22 protein-coding genes are annotated in these 20,982 nt (G+C 71.6%); 10 read left to right on the plus strand and 12 right to left on the minus strand.

Annotation, left to right across the window (positions count from 1 at the left end; translation table 11 throughout):
- Positions 1-6 precede the first annotated feature (6 nt).
- A complete protein-coding gene (locus ACFYR3_RS30450) occupies positions 7-459 on the plus strand; it encodes a DUF4442 domain-containing protein (protein ID WP_266756182.1) in 453 nt (150 codons plus the stop codon).
- Between the two features lie 343 nt (positions 460-802).
- Here ACFYR3_RS30450 and ACFYR3_RS30455 read toward each other — a convergent pair whose 3' ends face one another.
- Positions 803-1,207, minus strand: a complete 405-nt coding sequence (locus ACFYR3_RS30455; RefSeq protein ID WP_355838425.1) for a PaaI family thioesterase — start codon at positions 1,205-1,207, stop codon at positions 803-805.
- Between the two features lie 263 nt (positions 1,208-1,470).
- On the opposite strand from ACFYR3_RS30455, the gene ACFYR3_RS30460 reads away from it, so the two are divergent.
- Positions 1,471-3,333 carry a LamG-like jellyroll fold domain-containing protein gene (locus tag ACFYR3_RS30460; RefSeq protein WP_355838428.1) on the plus strand — a complete coding sequence of 621 codons (1,863 nt, stop codon included), beginning with the start codon at positions 1,471-1,473 and terminating at the stop codon, positions 3,331-3,333.
- A 148-nt stretch (positions 3,334-3,481) separates the two neighbouring features.
- Here ACFYR3_RS30460 and ACFYR3_RS30465 read toward each other — a convergent pair whose 3' ends face one another.
- Positions 3,482-3,931 (minus strand): MarR family transcriptional regulator, encoded by a 450-nt coding sequence (locus tag ACFYR3_RS30465; RefSeq protein WP_355838431.1) that lies wholly within the window; start codon positions 3,929-3,931, stop codon positions 3,482-3,484.
- Positions 3,932-4,009: 78 nt separating this feature from the next.
- Between ACFYR3_RS30465 and ACFYR3_RS30470 the strand changes: the two genes are divergently transcribed.
- The 3 genes from ACFYR3_RS30470 (at position 4,010) to ACFYR3_RS30480 (ending at position 6,782) form a co-directional block, all read left to right on the plus strand.
- The gene (locus ACFYR3_RS30470; protein WP_389285233.1) at positions 4,010-4,837 is read left to right on the plus strand and encodes an SDR family oxidoreductase; all 828 of its coding nucleotides are present in this window, start codon (positions 4,010-4,012) and stop codon (positions 4,835-4,837) included.
- A 110-nt stretch (positions 4,838-4,947) separates the two neighbouring features.
- The gene (locus ACFYR3_RS30475; protein WP_355838436.1) at positions 4,948-5,997 is read left to right on the plus strand and encodes an NAD-dependent epimerase/dehydratase family protein; all 1,050 of its coding nucleotides are present in this window, start codon (positions 4,948-4,950) and stop codon (positions 5,995-5,997) included.
- 134 nt (positions 5,998-6,131) lie between these two features.
- Complete coding sequence (locus tag ACFYR3_RS30480; RefSeq protein ID WP_355838439.1) at positions 6,132-6,782, plus strand: DedA family protein; 651 nt, start codon at positions 6,132-6,134, stop codon at positions 6,780-6,782.
- 15 nt (positions 6,783-6,797) lie between these two features.
- On the opposite strand, the gene ACFYR3_RS30485 is transcribed toward ACFYR3_RS30480, so the two are convergent.
- A complete protein-coding gene (locus ACFYR3_RS30485; RefSeq protein ID WP_355838442.1) occupies positions 6,798-7,328 on the minus strand; it encodes a gamma carbonic anhydrase family protein in 531 nt (176 codons plus the stop codon).
- Between the two features lie 140 nt (positions 7,329-7,468).
- On the opposite strand from ACFYR3_RS30485, the gene ACFYR3_RS30490 reads away from it, so the two are divergent.
- The gene (locus ACFYR3_RS30490; RefSeq protein ID WP_355838445.1) at positions 7,469-8,287 is read left to right on the plus strand and encodes an acyltransferase; all 819 of its coding nucleotides are present in this window, start codon (positions 7,469-7,471) and stop codon (positions 8,285-8,287) included.
- A gap of 230 nt (positions 8,288-8,517) precedes the next feature.
- Here ACFYR3_RS30490 and ACFYR3_RS30495 read toward each other — a convergent pair whose 3' ends face one another.
- Positions 8,518-9,375 carry an EamA family transporter gene (locus ACFYR3_RS30495; protein ID WP_355838447.1) on the minus strand — a complete coding sequence of 286 codons (858 nt, stop codon included), beginning with the start codon at positions 9,373-9,375 and terminating at the stop codon, positions 8,518-8,520.
- Positions 9,376-9,468: 93 nt separating this feature from the next.
- Between ACFYR3_RS30495 and ACFYR3_RS30500 the strand changes: the two genes are divergently transcribed.
- Together ACFYR3_RS30500 and ACFYR3_RS30505 are read left to right on the plus strand one after the other, a co-directional pair.
- Positions 9,469-10,041, plus strand: a complete 573-nt coding sequence (locus ACFYR3_RS30500; protein ID WP_355838450.1) for an XRE family transcriptional regulator — start codon at positions 9,469-9,471, stop codon at positions 10,039-10,041.
- A 220-nt stretch (positions 10,042-10,261) separates the two neighbouring features.
- A complete protein-coding gene (locus ACFYR3_RS30505) occupies positions 10,262-10,819 on the plus strand; it encodes a YbaK/EbsC family protein (protein ID WP_355838453.1) in 558 nt (185 codons plus the stop codon).
- Between the two features lie 103 nt (positions 10,820-10,922).
- On the opposite strand, the gene ACFYR3_RS30510 is transcribed toward ACFYR3_RS30505, so the two are convergent.
- Positions 10,923-12,278 (minus strand): cation diffusion facilitator family transporter, encoded by a 1,356-nt coding sequence (locus ACFYR3_RS30510; RefSeq protein WP_389285234.1) that lies wholly within the window; start codon positions 12,276-12,278, stop codon positions 10,923-10,925.
- Between the two features lie 61 nt (positions 12,279-12,339).
- Between ACFYR3_RS30510 and ACFYR3_RS30515 the strand changes: the two genes are divergently transcribed.
- Complete coding sequence (locus ACFYR3_RS30515) at positions 12,340-12,699, plus strand: metalloregulator ArsR/SmtB family transcription factor (RefSeq protein WP_355838457.1); 360 nt, start codon at positions 12,340-12,342, stop codon at positions 12,697-12,699.
- Between the two features lie 292 nt (positions 12,700-12,991).
- Here the strand turns inward: ACFYR3_RS30515 and ppk2 are convergent, their stop codons facing one another.
- The 3 genes from ppk2 to ACFYR3_RS30530 are packed head-to-tail and all read right to left on the minus strand — an operon-like array spanning position 12,992 to position 15,373.
- Positions 12,992-13,909 (minus strand): polyphosphate kinase 2, encoded by a 918-nt coding sequence (gene ppk2 / locus ACFYR3_RS30520; RefSeq protein WP_389285235.1) that lies wholly within the window; start codon positions 13,907-13,909, stop codon positions 12,992-12,994.
- 56 nt (positions 13,910-13,965) lie between these two features.
- On the minus strand, positions 13,966-14,199 hold the full coding sequence (locus ACFYR3_RS30525) for a hypothetical protein (protein WP_355838463.1): 234 nt from the start codon (positions 14,197-14,199) through the stop codon (positions 13,966-13,968).
- A 19-nt stretch (positions 14,200-14,218) separates the two neighbouring features.
- Entirely contained in the window at positions 14,219-15,373 is a 1,155-nt protein-coding gene (locus ACFYR3_RS30530) for an anion permease (RefSeq protein WP_389285236.1), read from the minus strand.
- A 165-nt stretch (positions 15,374-15,538) separates the two neighbouring features.
- On the opposite strand from ACFYR3_RS30530, the gene ACFYR3_RS30535 reads away from it, so the two are divergent.
- Complete coding sequence (locus tag ACFYR3_RS30535) at positions 15,539-16,630, plus strand: alpha/beta hydrolase (RefSeq protein ID WP_355838469.1); 1,092 nt, start codon at positions 15,539-15,541, stop codon at positions 16,628-16,630.
- A 34-nt stretch (positions 16,631-16,664) separates the two neighbouring features.
- Here ACFYR3_RS30535 and ACFYR3_RS30540 read toward each other — a convergent pair whose 3' ends face one another.
- From ACFYR3_RS30540 to ACFYR3_RS30555, 4 genes are all read right to left on the minus strand, one after another.
- Positions 16,665-17,105 (minus strand): GNAT family N-acetyltransferase, encoded by a 441-nt coding sequence (locus tag ACFYR3_RS30540; RefSeq protein ID WP_355838472.1) that lies wholly within the window; start codon positions 17,103-17,105, stop codon positions 16,665-16,667.
- A gap of 260 nt (positions 17,106-17,365) precedes the next feature.
- The gene (locus tag ACFYR3_RS30545) at positions 17,366-17,773 is read right to left on the minus strand and encodes a CoA-binding protein (RefSeq protein ID WP_389285237.1); all 408 of its coding nucleotides are present in this window, start codon (positions 17,771-17,773) and stop codon (positions 17,366-17,368) included.
- Between the two features lie 131 nt (positions 17,774-17,904).
- Positions 17,905-18,825: an alpha/beta fold hydrolase gene (locus ACFYR3_RS30550; RefSeq protein WP_389285253.1), complete on the minus strand. Its 921-nt coding sequence runs from the start codon at positions 18,823-18,825 to the stop codon at positions 17,905-17,907.
- 143 nt (positions 18,826-18,968) lie between these two features.
- Entirely contained in the window at positions 18,969-20,774 is a 1,806-nt protein-coding gene (locus tag ACFYR3_RS30555) for a TIGR03767 family metallophosphoesterase (protein ID WP_355838481.1), read from the minus strand.
- Positions 20,775-20,982 lie beyond the last annotated feature (208 nt).

The following is a 20,982-nucleotide window of genomic DNA, read 5'->3' on the forward strand; positions in this document are numbered from 1 at the left end:
CGCGCTATGAGCGCAGACCAGATGACGATCGGCGAGATGCTCGCCGCGACCGTGCCGATGGCCCGGACCCTGAACCTCGAGTTCGTGGAGACCACTCCGGAGAAGGCCGTCGTGGCGCTCCCGGACCAGGGCGACTTCCACAACCACGTCGGCGGACCGCACGCCGGGGCCATGTTCACGCTGGGGGAGTCGGCGAGCGGGGCGATCGTTCTCGCCGCCTTCGGGGACCAGCTCTCCCGGGCCGTGCCGCTCGCGGTCAGCGCCGAGATCGCGTACAAGAAGCTCGCCATGGGCCCCGTCACGGCCACCGCGACGCTCGGGCGGCCTGCCGCCGACGTCGTCGCCGAACTCGACGCCGGCCGGCGTCCCGAGTTCCCGGTCGCCATTGCGATCCAGCGTGCTGACGGTGCCGTGACCGGCGAGATGACCGTTGTCTGGACGCTCCGCCCGAACGGCTGAGACCCGCCTCGCGCGTAGGGCCCTGACGGGGGAGTACGACCCGATCGGGGCCCTCGGCCGCTACGCCGGGGCCCGCGCCGATGCCGGCCTCCCGACCCGCCCCGGCCTTGGTGCCGAGCCGGGTGCCCACCCGACCCGCGCCCCGCCCCTGCTCCCGCCCTCGCCCTCGCCCTCGCCCTCGCCCCGACCTTGGCGTCGAGCCGGGCGGCGACCTCTGCCCCGACCGGGCGGCGACGCATGCCGCGACCGGGCGGCGACGCATGCCGCGACCGGGTGCCCACCCGTGCCGAGGCCGGGGCCGACCCGTGCCGCGGCCGGGTGCCGTCCCGCGCCCCGGCCCCGGTCAGCCGCGCGGCACCCGTACGCTCACCGTCTGTGTGACCCGGGTGCAGAGCTGTTGCCGGTCGTCCTCGATGTCGCACTCCACGACCGCCGTGTCGCGCCCCACCCGCAGCACGCGGGCCTTCGCGTACGCGGCTCCCTCGCGCACGGGCCGCAGGAAATGGGTGGTTGAGGTGGTGGTGGCGGGAACGGCGCCCGCGGGGCCGTTCAGCGCGGCGCACACCGCCGAGGCGACGTCGGCCAGGCCCATCAGCGCGCCCCCGTGCAACCCGCCGCCCACGGTGGACAGTTCGTGCACGAAGTCGAGTTCGGCGTGCACTCCCTCGGCCGACAGGGCGGTGAAGCGCACGCCCAGCGTCCTGGCGTAGGGGGCCATGGCGTAGATGTCTTCGGCGGTGACGGTCACAGCAAGCTCCTTGTGGGAGAGGTGGGGCGGAAGTCGATGATCCGTTCTATCAACTCCCTTGACGGCAAGGGGAGTTCCAGGACCGGAGAGCGTGTATGCGATCCCGGTCGTTCGCCCCGGAATCGGGGGCCGCGCCCCGGGCCACCACGCAGGACGCCAATCGTGCGGCGAACACAATGAGTCGTTCAGCTCACTGCCACTGCCCGGCCATGGCAGGTCAGCACCGTGCCCCCTGACCCCAATCTTGCTCACCTGGAGGGCACATGAGCACGGCAGGACAGCAGAACGGGCCGGGCAGACGGGCGTTGCTGCGCGCCGCGGTCGCCGTACCGGCGGCCGGCGCGGCGACAGCGGCATTCGAGACGACCCCGGCGCGGGCCGCGACCACAGGTCAGGGAGGCCGGTTCGACACCGAGAGCCCGCGCTTCGCGCTGGCCGTCCTTCCCGACACGCAGTACCTCTTCGACGCCGACAGCGCGGACCCGGCCCCGCTGCGCGAGACCTTCCGCTACCTCGTGGCGGAGCGGGCCGAGGCGAACATCGCGTTCATGACGCACCTCGGCGATGTCACCGAACACGGCACCGAGGACGAGATCGGACGCGCCGCCGACACCTTCCGCACCCTCCACGGCAAGGTTCCCTACAGCGTCCTGGCCGGCAACCACGACATCCCGTCCTCGACGGACGACCAGCGGGGACACACGGCCTACCTCGCCGCGTTCGGCCCCGAGCGCTACGCCTCCATGCCCACCTTCCGCGGCGCCTCTCCCGACGGCTACAACAGCTACCACGTGCTGCGCGCGGGCGGCCGGGAGTGGCTGGTGCTCGCCCTGGACTGGCGGGTGTCGGACAAGGGGCTGCGCTGGGCGCAGGGCGTCCTGGACGCCCACCCCACGCTTCCCGCCGTGCTCACCACGCACGACATCGCGTGGTCGGACGACGACGGCAAGGCCCAGCTCTCGGACAACGGCAAGCGCCTGTGGGACGGTCTCGTCCGGGGCAACGACCAGATCTTCCTCGCCCTCGGCGGCCACTACTGGCCGCCCGGGTGCACGGTCCTGTCCAACGACGCAGACAACGATGTCCACGTCCACATCACCAACTACCAGGACCGCTACTACGGCGGCGCCGGGATGATCCGCACCTACTCCTTCGACCTGGTCCGGGGCGTCATCGACGTCGAGACGTTCGCGCCGTGGTTCCTCGCCCGCGACCCCGAGAAGCGGTCGCCGCTGGAGGCCGAGACCATCGAACTGACCGGCCCCGTCGACCGGTTCAGCCTGAGCGTCGACTTCGACGAACGCTTCAAGGGCTTCGCGCCCGTCGTCCCGCCGAAGCCGCGCCCCGCCTCCGCCGCGATGCCGCGGGGCACGGTGGCGTACTGGCGTTTCGACGGCTCCGGGACGGCCCCGGGCGCTTCCGTCGCGGACGGCACAGTCGTACGGGACCTCACGGGCCACGGGAACGACCTGACCGTGAGCCGGCTGCACGCGAGCGGCCCGGCCGTCCTCACCTGGTCGGGGGACCACCATCCCGGTCAACCCGCCCACGCCAGCCTCCACTTCGACGGCGGCAAGAGCCCCGACCGCGGCGCCATCCTGACGACGGGCGCCCAAGCCGCCCTGAACAGTGCGAAGTTCACCCGCGGCTACACCATCGAGACGTTCATCAGGCTGCCCGACCCCTTCGAGGGCGACCACGCCTGGATGGGCATCCTGAGCTGGGAGGGCCGCAACGGCGACGCGGGCAAGACGACCGGCTGGTCCACGCTGGAGCCCACCTGCAGCCTCAATCTGTCGCCGGAGCGGTTCCTGCAGTTCGTCGTCTATCCGTCACAGCAGGACGCCGACCCGACCTCTTGGAGCCACGCCCTCCCTGTGGGCCGCTGGACCCATGTAGCCGTCGTCAACGACGGTCGCCGCACCGTGCTGTACGTCGACGGTTCGAAGATCGCCCGCAATCCCACGCAGCCGTCCACGGGGATCGCGACGCTCGGCAAGCCCTTCGTCATCGGTGCCACCCAGTTCGACGAGAACTTCGGGCAGGGCTTCTACGGCTGGATCGGCGACACCCGCATCGTCGACCACGCCCTGCCCGTACGGGACTTCCTCACGCCCTTCGCCTAGGCACCGGCCCCCGATCAGGGTCTCTGGCCAAGGCGCCCGGCCGGTCCGGCAGTTCGGGCCGGACCGGCCGGGCGTCCGGGGGAGTACCCCTTGGCATGGGGGAGCGCACGGGCACCCCTGGCGACTGCCCGGGGGGACCGGAGCCGGGTCAGTACTTGAGCTTGAGGAGGATGCGGGCCAGCTCTTCCAGTTCGGCCGGCTCCAGCTTCTCCGTCAGGGCGGGTGCGAGGGCCTCGCGGCGGGCCCGGTCCGCACGTTCGAAGAGGTCCCGGCCCTCCTCGGTGATGGTCACCTCGACGGACCGGGCGTCGGTGGCCGAGGGGGCGCGGGTGACCAGGCCCCGCGACTGGAGCGCGTCGATGACCCGGGAGACCTGGCTGCGGCTGATCAGCGCGCAGGAACCCAGATCGGTGGCCGACAGGGGGCCGTCCTGGTGGTAGAGCCAGAGCAGCACCTCGAACCAGGACGCCGGCAGCCGGAAATCGTGTTCCAGGCGGGCGTTCGCCCGTGCGGTGAGGGCGGTGCCCACTCCCACGATGCGGTAGTACGCCTGGTCCTCTACCGCCAGCTCCGCCTGCTTCAGCCTGATCTCCGTCACGACACGAGTCTACCCAGTTGCGTGCGTGCACACGCAACTCTAATATGTGTGTGTACACGCAATCATGGAGGCCTTGTCATGAAGATCGCCCTTGTCACCGGTACGTCCACCGGCATCGGTCTGGAGACCGCCGTCCTCGCCGAACAGGCCGGCTACACGGTCGTCGCGACCATGCGGGACACCGGCAAGGCCGGCCCGCTGCGCGAGCGGCTGCCCGGTGTCGACGTCCGGCAGCTCGACGTCACCGACCCCGACTCGGTCGCCGACTGTGTCGAAGCGGTGATCGCCGAGTACGGACGGCTGGACGCCCTGATCAACAACGCGGGCGCCGGGCACGTCGGCACCATCGAGCTGGAGAGCGTCGACGATGTCCGTGACGTGATGGAGGTCAACTTCTTCGGCGTCGTCCAGGTGACCAAGGCCGCGCTGCCGCATCTGCGCGCCTCCCAGGGCTGTCTGATCACGGTCACGAGCGTCGGCGGTGTGGTCGGCCAGCCGTTCAACGAGGCCTACTGCGCCGCCAAGTTCGCCGTCGAGGGCTGGATGGAAAGCCTCGCCCCGGTCGTCGGCAGGCTCGGCGTCGCGGTCAGCGTGATCGAGCCCGGCGCGGTGGCCACCGAGTTCGTCGCCAACGTCCGCGCCGACCGCGACATCGAGGCACTCGTCGCCGGCGCGGGTGTCTACCGGCCGGTGATCGGCGCCTATCTCGACCGCACCGCGAAGTCGTTCTCCGCGGCCCAGAGCGCACGCGAATGCGCGGAGGTCGTCGTCGCGGCCCTGACGGCCGACGCGCCCCGGTTCCGCTATCAGAGCTCCGAGTGGGCGGCAGGCTTCACGGGCGTCAAGCTCGCCGACGCCGACGGCTCGGCCGTGCAGGACCTCACCACGTCCTGGCTGGCGGAGTGACCACCTGTTCCCTTCCGGCCCTCCATGCCCGACCCTGACCTACGGGTGGTGCGCGCGCACCGCCTGTAGGACACGGCCAGGCGCCGGGACCGGGACCGAGGAGTGCGAGCGTGGGCGTACGCGGGCGGAGCGCCGTTCTGGTGACCGGTGGCAGCGGGTTCGTCGGGAGCCACCTGGTGAGGCGGCTGCTGGAGCGGGGCTACCGGGTCCACACCACCGTACGAACGACCGCGAACGCGGCGAAGGTGCGGCCGCTCCGGGAGATGCGGGAGGCGTTTCCCGGCAGGCTTGAGCTGTTCGAGGCGGATCTGCTGGCCGACGGGTCCTTCGACGCGGCGATGAGCGGCTGCGGCGTGGTCTTCCACGTGGCGTCGCCGTTCCTGATGCCGGAGAAGATCAAGGACGGGCGCCGGGACATGGTCGACCCGGCCCTGCTCGGCACCCGCAACGTGCTCGCGGGTGTGGAACGGACACCGACGGTCGAGAAGGTCGTCCTCACCTCCACCGTCGGCGCCATCTTCGGCGACTACATCGACGTCCGGAGCATGGACGGCGGTGTCCTGTCGGAGAAGTACTTCAACACCACCAGCACCGTCGAGAACAACCCGTACCACTACGCGAAGACGCTCGCGGAACGCGCGGCGTGGGAGGCGGAGGCGGCCCAGGACCGCTGGCGTCTGGTGTCCGTCAACCCCGGCCTGATCCTCGGCCCGTCCCTCACCCCCGCGTCGGAATCCGGCAGCCTCTTCCTGCTGGAGGAACTGTTCAAGGGCTACTTCTTCTACGGCGCACCCGATTTCAGCTTCACCACGGCGGACGTCCGCGAGGTCGCCGACGCGCACATCGCGGCGGCGGAGCACAGCGGCGCCAAGGGCCGCTACATCGTCGCGGCCGAGACGATGACGTCCTTCCACGACATGGCGCGCGTCATCCGCGGCCGGTATCCCCGCTCCCTCCGGCTGCCCCGCACCGCGCTCCCGCACTGGCCGGTCCGCATCCTGGGTCCGGCGTTCGGACTGACCCAGGACTACATCCGCAAACACCTCGGCATCCGGTTCCCCGTGGACAACAGCCGGAGCGTGCGGGAACTGGGGATCACCTACCGCCCGGTGGAGGAGACCCTCCTCGACCACTACGAGACCTGGCGTCGCCGGACGTGACAAGCCGCACGTCCCGGCCGCCGTTCAGGGTGACCGGGTAGGCTTCCCGGCGGGCGCCCCGGGGAAACGCATCCCGGATGATCACGCGAAACACGGTCGCCCGGTCACACACACCGAAACGGGAGGAACCGGCGTTGCACGTCCAGGACTGGCTCGAGACGGTGCCCGCGGTCAGTATCTACGCGCTCGTGGCCCTGGTCATCGGCCTCGAGAGCCTGGGCATCCCGTTGCCCGGAGAGATCGTCCTGGTCTCGGCGGCGCTGCTGTCCTCGCAGCACGGCGGCATCAACCCGGTCGTCCTCGGCGCGTGCGCCAGCCTCGGAGCGATCGTCGGCGACTCCATCGGATACGCCATCGGCCGCAAGGGCGGACGCCCGCTGCTCGCCTGGCTCGGCGCGAAGTTCCCCAGACACTTCGGCGAAGCCCATGTCGCCACGGCCGAGCGCTCCTTCCAGAAGTGGGGCATGTGGGCCGTCTTCTTCGGCCGCTTCATCGCCCTGCTGCGGATCTTCGCGGGCCCGCTCGCCGGTGTGCTGCGGATGCCGTACTGGAAGTTCCTGATCGCCAACGTCCTCGGCGGCATCATCTGGGCCGGCGGCACCACCGCGGTCATCTACTACGTCGGTGTCGTCGCCGAGTCCTGGCTGAAGCGCTTCTCGTGGCTCGGCCTGGTCGCCGCAGTGCTCATCGGTGTCGCCTCGATGCTGATCGTCCGCCGCAAGGCGAAGAAGACGGCGACGGAGCACGGCGCGGCGGAGCCGGAGCCGGTCCCCGCCGCCGAGTAGAGCGGCTGCTCGGACCTACTCGTGGATCTCGCGGTGCGCCTTCGCCAGTTCCACGTAGAAGACGCCGTTCAGTGAAAGACCCTCGCGCTCCTCGTCGGTCAGCGGACGCTTGACCTTCGCGGGGACACCCGCGACGAGTGAGCCCGGCGGGACCGTCATCCCCTGGGGCACCAGCGCCTGCGCGGCCACCAGCGAGCCGGCCCCGATCACGGCCCCGTTGAGCACCGTGGCACCCATGCCGATCAGACAGTCGTCCTCCACGGTGGCGCCGTGCAGGACGGCGTTGTGGCCGATCGAGACGCGCTCCCCGACGGTGATGGGGAAACCGGGGTCCACATGCAGGGTGCAGTTGTCCTGCACATTGCTGCCGGCGCCGATGACGATCGGGCCGGCGTCGGCGCGCAGCACCGCGCCGTACCAGACACTCGCGCCGGCGTGCAGCGTGACGTCCCCGATGACCACGGAGGTGGGCGACACGAACGCCTCCTGGTCCACCTGCGGATCCTTGCCGCCGATCCCCTTGATCAGCGCCTGCTGAGTCGTCACCGTGTCACCGTCTCGTCTTCTCGTGGTCCGGTCCTTCTGAGTACACCGGCACCGTATGCCATCGCTCCGCGCCCCCGGTGGGGCGAAGATCACAGCAGTGCGGCCGCATCGGCGTGGTCCGCTCTGAGTAACGTGAGCGGGTGTCCAGGAGCAAGAACACGTTCTCATCATGGCGGCGACGCCTCGCGCAGCGCGCCGTCCACGCGGGCTGGGCCTGGGTTCAGCGCGCGGGCGCGGTCTCGGCCGAGCGGCCGGGACGGTTCCGCTTCGGTGCCATGGGAGAGAACACCAGACTGGCCTTCCCGCTGGGCACGGTCTTCGGTGAACCCTGGATCCACCTCGGCTCGTACTGCATCGTCGCCGAGCAGGTCACGCTGACCGCGGGCCTGATGCCCGATCTCGACCTCGGTGCCGACCCGATCCTGCGCATCGGGGACGGCGTCGTGCTCGGCCGCGGCAGCCATGTCATCGCCGACACGACGGTCACGATCGGCAACGACTGCTACTTCGGGCCCTATGTGTATGTCACGTCCACCAACCACTCGTACGACGATCCGCACGAGCCCATCGGCAAGCAGTGGCCGCGGATGGAGCCCGTGGAGATCGGGCCCGGCTGCTGGATCGGGACCGGAGCGGTGATCCTTCCCGGCGCGCGGATCGGACGGAACGTCGTGGTCGCCGCCGGTGCGGTGGTACGCGGTTCGGTGCCGGACCACTCCGTCGTCGCCGGGGCGCCCGCGCGGGTCGTCCGGCGCTGGGACCCGGTGGACGGCTGGCAGCCGCCGCTGCGCACACCGCCGCCGGTGCCGATTCCCGACGGGGTGACCCCGGAGCAGTTGCTGGCGCTGTCGGAACTGGACGAGGAGACGGTCGCGCGGCTCGCGGAGCTGGACCTCGACGCGCGCGACGCCGCCGAGGACGTACACGCGCCGTCGGGGGACATCCGCGCCGAGTCCTGAACCGAGCCGGACCCGGGCCTTCGGCCGCGGGCGGGTGGTCTGTCGCCGGGGTGGGACGGGCTCGGGCCTTCGCCCCGGGGTGGGCGGTTCGTCGTTCGGGGTGGGCCGGGTCCGTCCTCCGGGGTGGGCCGGTCCGTCGGCCGGAGCCGGCTGAGCCGGTCGCCAGCAGCACCGTGCCGACCAGTGCCAGCGCCGCTCCGGCGGCCCGCACCGCGCGCAGCTGAGCCGGCTCAGCCGGTCGCCAGCAGAACTGTGCCGACCAGCGCCAGCGCCGCTCCGGCGGCCTGCACCGCGCGCAGCCGTTCCCTGAGGACACCGCGTGCGGCCAGGGCGGTGACCACCGGGTAGAGCGAGGCGAGGACGGCGGCGACGGTGACCGGGCCGTGCTGGGCGGCGACAGAGTAGGTGCCGTTGGCCGCGACGTCGGCGAGACCGACGAAGGCGAGCGCGGGCAGGGAGACCCAGGGGAAGCCGCCCTCGGGAAGGGCCGGGGCGCCGCGCCGAACGGAGACGGCCAGGGCCGCGCCACCGGTGACGACATTGGTCACGCGCTGCACGAACAGCGCCAGGAAGAGTCCGGTGACCGACGACGACGCCTCCGCGATCAGCGCGAACACCGTGCCGAAGCCGGCGGCCGCGATGAGCGTCAGGAGGATCGCCTGCCGCTGCACGGGGGCGCCCCGCAGCTGGGGTCCGCCCGCGAGGACGACACCCGCCACGGCGACCGCGATGCCCGCGATCTGCAGCAGCCCCGGGCGCTCCCCGAGGAACAGACCGACGCCGATGGGGACGGCCACGGCCAGCGAGCCGAGGGGGGAGACCACGCCCATCGGTCCGAGCGCGAGCGCCTTGTAGAAGGAGAGCAGCGCGACCGGACCCACCAGTCCCGCGGCGACCGCGAACCACAGCTGCGGCCCCGCCGCGCTCCAGCCGCCGGTGGCCAGCACGATCGCGCCGAGGACCACCGCCGCGATCGACTGGGAGGCGACGACCACCGTGAGGGCGGGCGCGCGCCGGGTCAGCAGACCTCCGCCGAAGTCGGCCAGGCCCCACAGGAGGCTGGTGGCCAGGGCGAAGAGTGCTGTCACGGGGTGCCTCGCAGTACAGTTCGGTGGACGATCAGGTGCACCATACGATAGTTCACCTGATTGAACTCTGTCATTCAAAATATTGGACGGAATGTGTCGGATCTCGACCTGCTGACTCAATCCCTGGCGCGCAATGTGAAGCGCTGGCGCACCGAGCGCGGCTTCACCCTGGAGGCGCTCGCCGCTCGCGCCGGAGTCAGCCGCGGCATGCTCATCCAGATCGAGCAGGCCAGGACCAATCCCAGCCTGGGTACCGTCGTCAAGATCGGCGACGCGCTGGGCGTCAGCATCACCACCCTCCTCGACTACGAGCAGGGGCCCAAGGTCCGGATCGTCCCCGCAGACCAGGCCGTACGGCTGTGGCACACCGAAGCGGGCAGCTACAACCGGCTGCTGGCCGGCACCGAGGCGCCCGGCCCGCTGGAGATGTGGGACTGGCGGCTCATGCCCGGCGAAGGCAGCCCCTCCGACCCGCATCCGACCGGCACCGTCGAACTCGTGCACGTCATCGCGGGCGACATGACCCTCACCGTCGACGGCGTCGAGCACCTCGTCCCCGAGGGGGCGAGCGCGTCGTTCGAGGCCAACACCCCCCACACGTACGCCAACAAGGGCGAGGTCCCGGTCGAGATGGTCATGGCCGTGTCGGTCCCGCTCGTGCACTGAAGCCCCTGGCGGGCCGGTCCCGATCCGTGCGCTGAAGTCCTTGGCGGGCCGGTCCCGATTCCTGCACCGAAGTGCGTGGCGAGGGCCCGTCCGGATTCGTGCGGCGAAGCCCGCCGGCCGGCCGGTCCGGAATCGTGTGCCGACGGCCTTCGGCGGGTCGATTCCGCCGTGCGTGGAAGACCCCGGCGGGGTGGGTCCGCACGGCTGTTAGCGTGCCGTCATGCGCGCACCCATCGGACACTTCGACCACGCCGTCCCCGCCCCCGACTGCCTGGACGAACTCACCCGCCCCGTCGCCGACGCCGTGCGCGGCTGGCGCGGCGGCACCCCCGTCGAGCAGATCGTCTACGTCGAGACGAACCCCGAGTGGGCCGACACCGCCACCTTCGTCGAGCACTACGGCAAGGAACTGCTCGACCAGTCCGCCAACTGCGTGGTCGTCGCGGCCAAGCGCGGCGGCCGGACCACGCTCGCCGCGTGCATCGTCCTGTCCACCACGCGCGTCGACGTGAACGGTGCCGTACGACGTCAACTGGATGCCAGAAAGGCCTCGTTCGCCCCGATGGACACCGCGACCGGCGAGACCGGCATGGAGTACGGCGGCATCACCCCCGTCGGACTCCCGGACGACTGGCCGGTGTTGGTGGACGCGGCCGTCGTCGAGCTGCCGTACGTGCTCGTGGGCAGTGGCCGTCGGCGCGGCAAACTCCTCGTACCGGGCAAGGCGTTCGCGGAACTGCCGAACGCGGTGGTGATGGAGGGGCTGGGCATCGCCTGACGTTCCACGCCGGTCGTGAACCGTCCGCCCTCCACGGGATCCGTTCTCGTCGACGGGTCGGAGTCCGACGGGGATTCGTTCCTGCCGGGGGTCGGTGGCCTGTTCAGGCGGCGGCGTGATGCGCGAGCGTCCGGTGCGGATCCGCCTCGCCGGCTGCCGGCGCCGGATCGGCGTGGACCAGGGCGGCGGTCAGCTTCGGGACGGCGTGCAGCAGGGCGTGTTCGGCCTCCACCGCGATGTCGTGGGCCCGGCGCACGGTCGCCTCGCCGTCCACCACGACCGCCACCTCCGCGCGCAACCGGTGCCCGATCCAGCGCATCCGCAGTTCGCCCACGTCACGCACCCCCGCGACCTCCCGCAACGCGCGCTCGGCGCGGTCGACCAACTCCGGCTCCACGGCGTCCATCACGCGCCGGAAGACCTCCCGGGCGGCATCCCGCAGCACCAGCACGATCGCGGCGGTGATCGCCAACCCGACCAGCGGGTCGGCCAGTTGCCATCCGAGGGCCGCGCCGCCCGCGCCCACCAGCACCGCGAGTGAGGTGAATCCGTCGGTACGGGCGTGGAGTCCGTCCGCGACCAGTGCGGCGGAGCCGATCTCACGCCCTACGCGGATGCGGTGCCGGGCGACCCACTCGTTGCCGGCGAAGCCGATGAGCGCGGCGACCGCGACTGCGGGGAGGTGCCGCACAGGCTGCGGATCGAGCAGCCGGCCGACCGCCACCCAGGCAGCGAAGGCGGCGGACGCGGCGATCGTCAGCACGATCACGATGCCCGCGAGGTCCTCCGCCCGCCCGTAGCCGTAGGTGAAGCGCCGGGTCGCCGCACGGCGGCCCAGCACGAAGGCGACCCCGAGCGGCAGGGCCGTCAGCGCGTCGGCCGCGTTGTGCACGGTGTCGCCGAGCAGCGCGACCGACCCCGACAGCAGGACAACGGCCGCCTGCGCCAGGGCCGTTGTGCCGAGGACCGCCAGGGAGACCCACAGCGCCCGCATGCCCCGGGCCGACGACTCCAGCGCGGAGTCGAGCTTGTCGGCCGTTTCGTGGGAGTGGGGGGTGAGGAGATGACGCAGTCGGCTCCCGAGGCCGCGCGGATGGCTGTGACCCCGCGGATGGGAACCGGGGTGAGGGTGCGGCCGACCGGGGGAGTGGGCGTGAGGGTGCGCTTGTGTGTGCCCGTGCCCGTGCCGGTCCCCGTGTTCTTCGTGCCCGTGGCCGGGACCGTTGTGGTGACCGTGCCGAGCGCCGTCTTCGTCCCTGTTCCCGTCCGCGTCCGCGTCTGCGTCCCTGTCCCTGTTCCCGTGCCAGTGCCCGTTTCCGTGCCCGTTTCCGTGCCCGGGACCGTTCCCGTTCCCGTCCCTGTGCCCGGGATCGTGGCCGACTTCGTGCTCGTGGCCCAGCCCGTCGGCGTGCTCGCGCCCATGGCCCGGTCGGTCGGTGCCCTCTTGCCGGTCGTTCACGTTCGTCCCCTTCCGTGCGCGGGAGTGGACGCGCGGGTGTCCACGACGCCATTATGTGCGTATGAGCGCACGCATGCACCTATCACCTGCACATGATGCGCACCCGCGCACCCCCGGCGAGGAACAGTTCGCGCTCGCCGCCGAACTCCTCGCCCTCCTCGGTGATCGCACCCGCCTCGCGCTGCTGCATGCCCTGACCGGCGGCGAGGCCGATGTCACGACGCTGACCGAGGTTTGCGGGGCGGCCCGTCCGGCCGTCAGCCAGCACCTGGCCCGGCTCCGTCTCGCCGGGCTCGTGAACACGAGGAAGGAAGGGCGCAGGGTGATCTACTCGCTCGGGGACGGGCATCTGCGCCGGGTGGTCGACGAGGCGCTGAGCCTGGCCGACCACCGGTTGTCGGACCGCCCGACGCACGACTGAGGCCACCGTGCGGGGGCTCCGGGCGGGTGCTGGAGCCGATGTGCGGGCGAGCCCCCGCCACCTGGGGGCGACATGCAGTCGAGTCCGTGTGCACCCGGGTCGGCATGCGGTCGAGCCCGTGTGTCCCTGGGGCGACATGCGGTCGACTCCGCGTGCACCCGGATTGGGTGTGCGGTCACTCCGCGTGCACCTGGTGTGCGCGGTCGGTCCGTGTGTCCCCGGGTTGGCGTGCGGTCGAGTCCGCGTGCGTCCGGGGTGACGTGCGGTCGAGCCGGTGCCGTGGGCGACGCTGTCAGTGCGCGGCCACGCGGTCGCCCGTGGGTGCCGCGTCGTCCTCGCTCTCCTCACCCTCTTCCAGCAGGTTCGCCGCCGCGCCCACGATGCTCGGGTCGGGGCTGCCGACGACCTCCTCGTCCTTGTCGGCGTAGGCGAAGCGGGCCAGGACGCTGCGCATGGCCTCGACGCGGGCCCGCTTCTTGTCGTTGCTCTTCACCACGGTCCAGGGCGCCTGCTCGGTGTCCGTCTCGCGGAACATGGCGACCTTGGCCGCCGTGTAGTCGTCCCAGAGGTCCAGCGAGGCCAGGTCCATGGGGCTCAGTTTCCACTGCCGTACCGGGTCGACCTGGCGGATCGTGAAGCGGGTGCGTTGCTCACTCTGGGAGACCGAGAACCAGAACTTGATCAGGTCCACGCCGTCGTCGACGAGCATCCGCTCGAACGCGGGCGCCTGCCGCATGAAGCGCCGGTACTCGTCGTCCGTGCAGAAGCCCATCACGCGCTCCACCCCGGCGCGGTTGTACCAGGACCGGTCGAACATCACGATCTCGCCCGCGGTCGGTAGATGCTCCACGTACCGCTGGAAGTACCACTGCCCGCGCTCCCGTTCGGTCGGCTTCTCCAGCGCCACCACACGGGCGCCGCGCGGGTTGAGATGTTCGGTGAACCGCTTGATCGTGCCGCCCTTGCCGGCCGCGTCGCGCTCCTCGAAGACGACGACGAGCCGACGTCCGGTCACCTTGATCCAGCTCTGCAGCTTCAGCAGCTCGATCTGCTGGAGCCGCTTGTGCCACTCGTACTCCTTGCGCTCCATGCGCTGCTCGTACGGGTAGTTCTCCCGCCAGGTGTCCACCGGGCTGCCGTCCGGCCGGATCAGTACGGGGTCGTCGTGGTCGGAGTAGTCCACCCGCATACCTGCCAGCAGTTCCGTCATCCGGCCCTCCTTTTCCCGTGCTCCGATTGTCCGTCGATCGGCCTGTTCCCGCCGTTTCAGTGGAATTGCGGCACGATCAGATAGATGCCGTACGCCACCACGGCCGCGCAGCCGAGGAAGCAGAGCGTGGCCTGGGCGAACCCCAGGGTGTCGCCGCCGGTGCCGTCGTCCCGCGCGGCCTCGACGCGGGCGAGGCCCAGCACGCCGAGGGCGAAGACGACGACCGCTGCCACGGTGACTCCGACGCTGACCGCGGCGACCTCGCCGAGTGCTGTCCAGTCGAGATGCATCTTCGGAACCCTCCTTCGCTCAGGCGGCCGTGCCGACGCCGGCCGGCGTCGCGGTACGGACGGTGACCTCGTGGTGCTCGTTGACGTTCGAGGCGTGCACCGGGTTGCGGCGCGAGGCGGCGACGATGAACGAGGCGACAGCCATCGCGACGAGCGCGATCACCACGGTGCCGAAGGTCCCGCCGTGCTTCACCACGCTCGCCGACACCCCGCCGACCAGCGCGGCGGCCGGCAGCGTGACAAGCCAGGCGACCGCCATACGGCCCGCGGTTCCCCAGCGCACCTCGGCCAGTTTCCTGCCCAGTCCTGCGCCGAGGATGCCGCCCGAGCAGACCTGCGTGGTGGAGAGCGCGAACCCCCGGTGGGCGGAGGTGAGAATCACCGTCGTGGCGGCCGCTTCGGCCGCGAAGCCCTGCGGCGACCGGATGTCGGTGAGCCCCTTGCCCATGGTCCGGATGATCCGCCAGCCACCCAGATAGGTGCCGAGCCCGATGGCGAGCCCCGCCGACGCGATGACCCACACCGGCGGACCGGCGTCATGGCCGAGCGCGCCCGCCGAGATCAGCGTCAGCGTGATGACGCCCATCGTCTTCTGCGCGTCGTTCGTGCCGTGCGCCAGCGACACCAGGGAGGCCGAGGCGATCTGCCCGAGCCGGAAGCCCTTGGTCACCGACTTCTCGCGGGCGCGGGCGGTGATCCGGTACGCGAGATAGGTGGCCAGCAGCGCGGCGACACCGGCCACGATCGGCGAGGCCACCGCCGGGATCAGGATCTTCTCGGCCACCTTGTCGAAGTGCACGCCCTGCTCACCGGCGCCGACCCACACCGCGCCGATGAGTCCGCCGAACAGGGCGTGCGAAGAACTGGAGGGTAGCCCGAGCAGCCAGGTCAGCAGGTTCCACAGGATCGCCCCGATCAGGCCCGCGAAGATCATGCCCGGAGTGACGAGCGTGTCGTCGACGATTCCGCCGGAGATCGTCTTGGCGACCTCGGTGGACAGGAACGCACCGCCCACGTTCAGAACACCGCTGATGAGGACCGCAGTTCGCGGTTTGAGGGCCCCGGTCGCGATGGACGTGGCCATCGCGTTCGCCGTGTCGTGGAAGCCGTTGGTGAAATCGAAGGCCAGAGCCGTGACGATGACGACCGCCACGAGGAACGTGATGTGGTCCATCTCCCGATGGAAGCAATCGGAGGCGTACGGCGGGAGAACCGGAGACGAAGGCGACGCGTGCCCGAGTCGAGCTGAACACCCGTTTACGTGCGTATCGGACAACCTCCCGTCGACATACATCATTTGATGATCCGTCAAACCGCTTGCCCGTACGGTGCCGTGCGGATGACGATGGCGATCGTGCCGACTTTCGCCGCCGCCGACGGGAACCGACTCGCCCATCACACGAGGGGTGAGGGCGAACCGCTCCTCTGCCTGCCCGGCGGACCGATGCGCGCCTCCGCCTACCTCGGAGACCTCGGCGGGCTGACGCGACACCGCCGGCTGTGCGTGCTCGATCTGCGGGGCACCGGCGACTCGGCGCTCCCGGCCGACACTGCGACGTATCGCTGCGACCGGCAGGTCGACGACGTCGAGGCGTTCCGCGCGCACCTCCGGCTCGACCGGGTCGATCTCCTCGCCCATTCGGCGGGCGGCGACCTCGCGCTCCTCTACGCCGTCCGCCACCCGCGGCGCGTCCGCACCCTCACCCTGGTCACCGGACGGGCGCGGGCCCTCGGCGTCGACTTCACCGCGGAGCACCGCGCGGAGGGTGCGGCGCGGCGCGCGGCGGAACCGTGGTTCGAGAGCGCGCACGAGGCGTACGGGCGGATCTGGGCCGGCACCGCGTCCGACGCCGACTTCGACGTGGCCACGCCGTTCTTCTACGGGCGTTGGGACGCGGCGGCGATGGCGCATGCCGCGACCGACGTGGAGCAGACCAACGAGAAGGCCGCCGATCGCTACGCGGCCCCCGATGCCTTCAGGCCCGCCGAGGCCCGTGCGGTCGCGGCCGCCTGGGACACGCGCGTTCTGCTCGTCGCGGGCGAGCTGGACAGCGGCCCGCTGCCACGTGTCGCCGCCGCCGTCGCGGACCTGTTCCCCCGGGCCGAACTGGCCGTCCTGCCGGGCTGCGGCCACTTCCCCTGGCTCGACGCCCCCAAGGCCTTCCGGGAGACGGTCGCGGGCTTTCTCGACCGGGCGGACAGCCGGGAAGACGACCGGCGGGACGACGCGGAGGATCCCCCGTGGGACGGCGGGGAAGACGATCGGCGGGACGACGGGGAGGCTGACCGGCGGGACGGTTCGGATGACGACCGGCGGGACGATGCCGAGGATCCCCCGTGGGACGGCGGGGAAGACGACCGGCGGGACGACGGGGAGGCTGACCGGCGGGACGGCCGGGAAGGGGATGGGCGGGACCGGCCGAGGGCTTGACGGTTCGGACCGATCGTCGGGGTTCCGCCCGAGTTCACTTCAGTCTCAGGTCGATGTATTCCGCGGTCTCTCCTGGAAGGACGTAGCGCTCGATCTCCACGAAGCCGTGTCGCCGGGCGAAGCGCAGTCCGTCCTCGTTGGCCGCGAGGACGACCGTCTCGATCACCTCGGCGCCCAACGCGCGTGCCTGCTCCAGACCGCGCGCGTACAGCTCCTCGCCGAAGCCCTGTCCGCGGTGTTCGGCGAGCACTCGCGCGATCACGGTCGCCGTCGCGCCGTCGTCGGTGGGCGGACGCACGGTCGTGCAGCCCACCAGGACGTCGCCGAGATAGGCGACCTCCAGGCGGTTGCGCCGGACGCGCTCGCGCACGTCGTCGAGCGACATGGCGGCGGGGGGCACGATCACGTTGTGCACGTGCCGCCAGTCCGCGAGGCGGGCCTCGTCGTCCGGCGCTTCGATGCGAAGGATGGACACCGGAGCAGCAAACCCGTACGGGCCCACGGCGTCAACAGCCTGTGCCCGGGCCCCTCTTGAGCCGGGCCCCTCTTGAGCCGGGCCCCTCTTGAGCCGGGCCCCTCTTGAGCCGGGCCCCTCTTGAGCCGGGCCGCCGGACCGGGTCGGTTGGCGCAGCCCGCAGCCCGCAGCCCGCAGCCCGCAGCCCGCAGCCCGCAGCTCGCAGCCCGCAGCCCGCAGGCCTGGACGCTCGGAGGTCCGGGCGGCGCAGACCCGTCGCTTCAGCCGAGTCGCGGGATCTCGATGGCCGGGCAGCGGTCCATCACCATGTCGAGCCCGGCGGCGCGCGTCCGGTCGTACGCGGCCTCGTCGATGACGTCGAGCTGGAACCAGACGGCCTTGGCGCCGACCGCGACGGCCTCGTCCGCGACCGCCCCGGCGAGGTCGCTGTTGACGAAGACGTCGACGACATCGACGTCGAAGGGGATGTCCGCGAGGGACGCGTACCCCTGCTCGCTGTGGACCGTCTCGGCCTTCGGGTGCACCGGCACGATCCGCTTGCCGTAGCGCTGGAGGACGTCGGCGACGCCGTGGGCCGCGCGGCGCTCGTTCGACGAGAGTCCGACGATCGCCCAGGTGTCACCCCGCTCGGTGAGGATCTTGCGGATCGTCTCTGAGTCGCCGTACACGCTCGGCCTCCATGGGAATCAGTCGGTGCCTGTCATGCGCAACAACAGTGGGCGGAGCGCGGTGATTCCTCTCGGCCGCCGTTGACTCCGTCGCAGTCGACTCAGTCGCCGTCGACGACGAAGGGCGGTGGTCAATGGTCGAGTGCCCGCTCCGCCGCCCGGTCCGGCGCGCGGTCCGCCGCCCGCTCCGCCGCGTTGCCGGGGGAGGTGTTCGCCGTGGTGCCGTGCTTCCCGTGTGCTCGCAGGTGGTCGAGCAGCAGACGGTTCAGCGTCTCGGGTGCCTCCTCGGGGATCCAGTGGCTGACGCCCGGGAGGATCTCGAACCGGTACGGCCCGTTCACCCACCGCCCGGTGTCCTGCGCGGGAGCCGGGCCGAACGCGGTGTCCTCGGTGCTCCAGGCGTACAGAGTGGGGACCTCGATGACGCCGATCGCGCCGTCGGGGCGGCCGGACCGGTACCAGTTCAGTGCCGCGGTGAGGGCGCCCGGCCGGGACAGGTGCCGGACGTAGGCGTCGGCGCCGGCCTGCGGCACCTTTCCCGCGTAGAGCTTGCGAAGCAGCTCGGCATCGTCGGCCAGCATGCGATCCTCGGTCGCGGGCGTCTCGCGCCAGTCGCGCATGTAGTGGGACCGCGCGCGCTGATCCTCGTCGGTGCGCAGAGCGTCGGCGAGAGCGCCGGGGTGCGGGGTCGAGACGACCGTCAGGGTGCGGACGCGGCCCGGATGGGCGGCGGCGGTCCACCATGCCACCGCGCCTCCCCAGTCGTGACCGACCAGGTCGAACGTCGACCAGCCCAGTGCCTCCGTGATCGCGACGACATCGTCGACCAGGATGCTGATGCGGTAGTCCTCGGGCCGCTCCGGGCGCACCCGAGGGGAGTATCCACGCTGGTCGGGCGCCACCACGCGGTAGCCCTGCGCGGCCAACGCCGTGATCTGCCGTCGCCATACCAGCCCGGTCTGGGGGAAACCGTGCAGCAGCAGGACCGGGCGGCCCTCGGGCGGACCTGCCGCGATGGCGTCGAACACGCCCGCGGCGGTGGAGATGCTCAGCTGGGCCACGATCCACTCCCTCAAACCGACTGGTCGGTCAGCCTTCAGGCAGCGGAAGGGGGTTGTCAAGGTCGCGCTGTTCACGTACCCCGGCCCGGGCTTCGCTCCGCTGCCCGGCGCCCCGGCCGCGGTGACCGGGCCGGCTACGCGGTGATTCCCAGCAGCTCGGCGTTGCGGTCGCCCGGACCGCCAGCCCACCCCTCCTGGACGCCGGCCCGCATGCCCTCGGCGAGCCCGGGAGCGTTGTAGGCCAGCTCCCGGTACAGCGAGGCGAGACCGGTCGCCGACAGGTCGGAGAAGTCGGCGGAGGTGCGGTGCGGGGCGGCGGACTCGACGAGGGTGGTGAACAGGGACACCGTCCCGTCGCCGTTGTCGGCGAGTTCGAGCAGGCGGGCGTGGTGCGGATAGTCCACGTGGGAGGCGGTGTTGACCTCCCAGAAGGAGCGGGCGGGTGTCGGGTGCGCGTGCGGGGCGACGCGGTTGACGTGGCTGTGGCCGTTGACCCAGGCCACCACGTTCGGGAAGCGGGAGAGCAGGGCGATGACCTCGGCTCCGTCGTGACGCGGTTCGTCGGTGCGCGCGGCGTCGGGGCGGCGGGTCATGCTCGGACTGTGGTGGTGGCTGAACACCAGGATGTGGGCGTCGTCGGCGCCGGGATCGCGCACGAGGCGGCCGTCGGCGTCGTAGGACCGCGAACTGTGTGCGCTCAGGGTCCGCTCCAGCCACCGGAGTTGTTCGGTGCCGAGCGAGCCCTCGTAGTGGCCGCTGCGGTACGTCGTGTCGATGCTGACGCCGACGACGTTCTCCGCGATCCGGAAGGAGTAGTACAAGCGGTCGCCGTCCAGATGGTCCGGCGAGTAACCGTGTCCGACCGGGCCCGCACCCGTGTACGCGGGGTCGAGATGGGCGGCCAGGTAGTCGTGCGGGGTGCACAGCCGGCGTCGCTCGTCGGGGGTCACGTGCCGTGCCCCTGCCGCGTGCCGGCGCAGGATGGCGGTGAGGACCGCGCTCTTGGGGTCGTCCCCGGTCCGCAGCGCGTTCGCGTAGGCGGCCGCGTCCGCGTCCGGCACCGAGAGAAGCTTGCGGGAGCCGACGGCGATGTCGCCGAGCGCGGGCGAGAGACAGCCGCCGGGCAGGGCGTCGTGGTTGCCGGCCGTGGAGTACCAGGGGATCCGCAGCCCCGGGCTGGTCACCGGCCGGGTCGCGGCGGCGAGGAAGCCGGGGATCACGGGCAGGCCGCGCCGCTTGTCCAGATCGCGAACGGTCGCGTCGCCGGGGTGCCAGAAGAGGGGCAGGCCGGAGTTCTGGACGCCTTCGTACGCGGTCGGGTCACCGGTGTTCGGTGTGATCCGGCCGCCGCTCATCAGCGTCAGGAACCACTCCAGCTCGATCGCCGCGTTGTTGTCGAGGTTGTCGCCGGTCGTCATCACGAACGCCGGCGGCAGTCCGGTGTGCGGGCCCGTGCGGAGCGCGTTCACCTGCTCCACGAGCGACACCGCGCCCGCGACCGTCAGGGCTTCCTGCGGCCGCCATGCGGTCGCCGACCGCGCCCGCAGGAACTCGGTGCGCAGCGGGTTCTGCACGTCGGCGAGGTGCAGATCGGCGAACTGGACGAAGCAGGCGAGCGGGGTGCGCCGGTCCTCGCGCCCGGGGCGGGCGGCCGCCAGCTCCTCGCGTACGACGACCGGCCAGCCGGGACCGGAGAGCAGCCGCCGGTAGCTGCCGGGGCGGGCGGGGCCGCCGAGACGGGCGGTCGTCTCCAGCGTGGTGACCGCAGTGCGCGTTGCGGCTGGGCGGGCGGCCCGGGCGGGGCGCGGTTCGGACGCGTGATGCCGCTGGCGGGGCAACAACGCCCCCGCCGTGCCCGCTACGCCGGCCGCGACGGCGGCGCCCGAGGCGAGCAGAAGACGACGACGGCCGATGGCGGACGTGGGTTCGGTCCCGGTCATGGGGCAGCCCTCCGGTGCCTCCGAGTGACTCACTGAGCGGAACCACTCATTCAGGCCTCGGTGGCCCACCGTGTGGCGCGGCCGTGAACGCCGCGTGATGACTTGCGGAAGCCGGTGGGAGTCCGTGCTCGGCGCCGGGGTCAACCTGCCGGGCGCGTGGCCCCCGCAGACTCGGACAGGCATCCCGAAGCGCGGGCGCATGTCCGGA

Origin of the sequence: Streptomyces sp. NPDC005784 (assembly GCF_042871525.1) — a bacterium.
GTDB lineage: Bacteria > Actinomycetota > Actinomycetes > Streptomycetales > Streptomycetaceae > Streptomyces.